Source organism: Candidatus Obscuribacterales bacterium (assembly GCA_036703605.1).
Classification (GTDB): Bacteria; Cyanobacteriota; Cyanobacteriia; order RECH01; family RECH01; genus RECH01.
Map to the genome: position 1 here is coordinate 1 of DATNRH010000465.1, position 3,368 is coordinate 3,368.

Below are 3,368 nucleotides of genomic sequence, written 5' to 3' on the forward strand. Positions count from 1 at the left end.
GGCAGGCAAAATAAGCATATAGACCAATCCCATTGTAGGATATTTGTCGTTGCAGTTTTTCGTATTCTTGGCGGTGACGATGGCGAATCATGGCTGTTGGCTCGTATACCAAAGGATGCCCTGCCTTAAGAACACGAACAAACATCTCTAAGTCACCTCCACCATTGGTGACGGTGCCAACATCTAGAGCTGGATTGAAAAAACCAATAGATTCAAAGACTGAACGACGGTAGGCCATGTTAGCCCCTGTTCCAAACTGTCCTGCGCCAAACCATTGCCAAGGCAGTTTTGTCTCTTGCTTGAAGTACCATTTTGTTTCAAACCCACGCCCAAAGCCGCCATATTCTTCAAACAGAACCTGAGATTCGTGTTCCAGCTCATAGGGAACTACTAATCCCGTAACTGCCATAACCTCAGGATTTTCAACAAAAACCCGTGTTAGTCCCTTCACCCAACCCGGATCGACAGCAACATCATCATCCGTGTAGGCAATGATCTCGCCCTTGGCTTCCAAAATGGCACGGTTGCGGGCCCAGTCTAGACCGGGTCGTGGTTCTCGCACATAGCGAACTTGGGGATAGTGGGCGTCTACAAGGTCTTTTGTGCCTTCGGTGGCCGGGGCATTATCAATGACCAGTACTTCTAAGTTGGGATAGTCAAGGTGACTGATAGCCTCTAGGCAGAGCTTCATATCATCAGGGCGATCGCGGGTGCAGACGGCAACGGTAACCGAGGGCCAGTCTGTCACGGTCTCCACCAATGGGAGGTCGATCAATGCTTCAAGAGTCAGATCCTCCGGACGTTCTGGAGCCATCAACCCATTTTTCAGAAGCTGACAAATAATCGCCCAACTGTGCTGCTCTAGAATGAGCTTACCCAGAGTTGCAGCCGTGCAGCGTCCCAGGGAAATGGGTGCTTTGACATAGCCAAGCGGTACACCATGCAGGCGGACGAGCCCCTGCAGACCCATGTAATCTTCCAGTCCCTCAAAGGTGGGGATGGGCTGGCTGAGTTCGATATCAACAACTTTGATGGGAAACAGCATAGACATCCTCTAGAGTTAGATGCGAGATAATAACCAGTGCAAACTAGTACCAACCAACAATTTGAATCTCAGACGCAAACTCTGAACCGGAGCTGTAGCAAAGATGGAATCTAGATTCGATTCTAGATCTGAGCTAGGGCGATCGCTCCCCAGATTTTCCGGTGGAACACAGACCATGGGCGACAGCAGGCCCCTGTGCTGGAGCCAACTGAGGAGGGCCAGCCGATAAACACCCAAACGACCTAGGGGTGTGAGGGGATCGATGGCGATCGCCCGCCGAATCCAGTCTAAGCTAGCCTGAGGTAGCCCATACTGAAAACTTTGTTGCGCAAAGTAAACATAGAGGCTGCTGGCAGACAGGCGGTACAACCAGCCGGATATCTCAGGATGCTTGTCTCGCACTCGTTGGAGAATGAGCTGGTGAGACTTCGCCATTTGGTTGAAATCTCCCGACATACTGCCCACCGTCTTACGATAACCCACCAAAAAATCGGGTACCACGCAAAACTCGCAGCAGTCTGCCAGACGTAGGTACAGATCCCAATCTTCACACCCTTGGGCCTGCTGGGCCCGCAGGTGCGGGTCATAGGCACCGATCCGATCCAGGTAGCGCCGGCGAATGAGGGTGGCGCTGGCATTGCCAATAAAATTGTGGCAAATCAGCGTGGCTAACACCGGCCCCGCCACCGTCGCTGCCCGAAATTGCCCCGTTGGCTGACTATATTGATCTATATCTACCGACCAGGCATAGGCGACCCCGGCGGTTTCCCCGTGGGCCACCAACGCGGCTAAGAGTTTTGCCAAGGTCTGGGGATGCCACAGATCATCGGCATCAATGGGGGCAATGAACTCCCCCTGGGCTTGGGCGATCGCGGCATTTCTGGCGGCTGCCACACCGCCATTGGCCTGCTGGAGGATTTGCACTCGGGGATCCCCATTGGCTACAGCTTGGGCGATCGCCACCGTGTCGTCCGTTGAGCCATCGTCTACAAGAATCACCTCCATCTGGGGATAGGTCTGAGCCAGGACCGAGGTGAGGGTTTGGGGAAGCACGTCAGCGGCATTGTAGACCGGGATAATCACGGAAATTAGGGGATCAGAGGGCATAGGCGTCTATCAATCAGAGCAGCGCGGGGCAGGTCAGCTAAATTTAAGCTGGTTGGAGACCGATGCAACGTCTGAAGATCCTGATCCTGACTGCTGGAACTCTTCGTAGTAGGAGCGTTCGGTATTCACCGTCCATAGGGAGTGGCGATCGCCTAACACGTTACGAGCTGCGAGCAGCCCCGTGAGCATGGAATGATCCTGATTGTTATATCGATGCATCCCATTCCGCCCGACGGTGTATAGATTGTCGAAGGTTTCGACGTAATCTTGGATCACCTGGAGGTGCTGCCGGTAGTCCACGTCGTAGACTGGATAGGCCTTAAGTTGTCGAATCACCGTGCCATCTTGCACCAGCTTGGGATCGTTCACCAAACCTAGCTTCACCACTTCTTCCGTGGCTAGCTGGATGAGGGTCTCTTCCGAGGATTCCCAAACCGGGTCACCTTGGCTACAAAAATATTCCATTCCCAGACAGGTTTTACTAGCATCCGGCACCATATCCGGGCTCCAGTTTTTGAAATTTTGGATGCGTCCTACCTGAAATTCAGGGCTGTGGATATAGAGCCAGTTGTCGGGAAACAACGATGGTGCATCGATAACCAGCGCTACGATCAAGAAATCTCGGTACTTCAGGGACTTGGCCGCTGTCAGTACCTCCGGCGGCGGCGGCGGATTCAGGCATTGCAGCAGCTTGGTCACAGGCATACTGGAGATAAAGTGATCCCCTTCATAGATCTGGGTTTCACCGTTCTGCTCAGCAATAACCCGCTGAATGCGTTGCCCTTCCCGATCGATTTGCACAACACGGGTGTTGAGATGCACGGGACTACCCTGTTTTTCTAACAGGGTTTGAAACCGTTCCCACATCATGCCTGGCCCTAGGCGAGGATATTGGAAGGTTTTAATTAACGTCTTGGCATCACTTTTGCCAAATAGGGCATCGGTGATAGCTTTCTTTAGCGATAGACCACGAATACGTTGGGCAGCCCAGTCGGCACGGATTTGCTGACAAGAAATCCCCCAAACTTTTTCGGTATAAGTCTTGAAGAAGGTATAGTACAGCTTCTCGCCAAAGCGGTTGATCACCCAATCTTCGAGACTTTCTTCTTCGGGTAAGGGAGAAAGCCTCGCTTTTAAGTAGCTGGCTACAATCGATAAACTACGGCCAATACCTAGTTTTTTGACTACATCAAAGGGATCGAGAGGGTAGTTAAAA

3 protein-coding genes are annotated in these 3,368 nt (G+C 52.2%); all 3 read right to left on the minus strand.

The genetic code is table 11. The annotated features are described in order from the left end of the window. Positions 1–1,045: glycosyltransferase (locus tag V6D20_09910; GenBank protein ID HEY9816094.1), on the minus strand; the 1,045-nt coding region annotated here is incomplete at its 3' end. 15 nt (positions 1,046–1,060) lie between these two features. Then, entirely contained in the window at positions 1,061–2,152 is a 1,092-nt protein-coding gene (locus tag V6D20_09915) for a glycosyltransferase family A protein (protein ID HEY9816095.1), read from the minus strand. 33 nt (positions 2,153–2,185) lie between these two features. Next, on the minus strand, positions 2,186–3,368 hold a 1,183-nt coding region (locus V6D20_09920; protein HEY9816096.1), incomplete at its 5' end, for an NAD(P)/FAD-dependent oxidoreductase.

Coding starts and splice junctions, on each gene's coding strand:
- V6D20_09915 (HEY9816095.1), bottom strand. CDS start 2,152: ATGCCCTCTGATCCCCTAATTTCCGTGATTATCCCGGTCTACAATGCC.